This is a genomic window from Xanthomonas sp. SHU 166 (assembly GCF_000364685.1).
GTDB classification, from domain to species: domain Bacteria; phylum Pseudomonadota; class Gammaproteobacteria; order Xanthomonadales; family Xanthomonadaceae; genus Xanthomonas_A; species Xanthomonas_A sontii.
Map to the genome: position 1 here is coordinate 1 of NZ_AQOJ01000557.1, position 358 is coordinate 358.

Below are 358 nucleotides of genomic sequence, written 5' to 3' on the forward strand. Positions count from 1 at the left end.
GGCGACCGCGGCCAGAGCGCTGCGCAGTTGCGCACGCGGCTGGCGGGGACCGCCGCCGCCGAGGCCGGCGGCGCCGAGAGCGTGGTGCAGGCGCTGCAATCGGCGTTGGCGCAGGCGCAGCCGGGCGACCGGGTGCTGGTGTTCGGTTCGTTCCATACCGCCGCCGAGGCCTTGCACTGGCTGCATTCAGCCGGCTGATCCCGCCTCCGCGCGGGCCCACCTTATAATCGGCACGGCACTCCGCCACGCCGCCCCCTCAGCCTTTCCGTGGATACCGTCCTGAAACAGCGATTGATTGGCGCCCTTGTCCTGGTAGCGCTCGCCGTGATCTTCCTGCCGATGCTGGTGAAGGGGCCTG

The 358-nt window shown here is 70.9% G+C and carries 1 pseudogene; it reads left to right on the forward strand.

The window, feature by feature from the left end:
- A pseudogene (locus D180_RS14125) lies at positions 1-198 on the forward strand (bifunctional folylpolyglutamate synthase/dihydrofolate synthase); the annotation flags it as partial.
- Between the last annotated feature and the right edge of the window lie 160 nt (positions 199-358).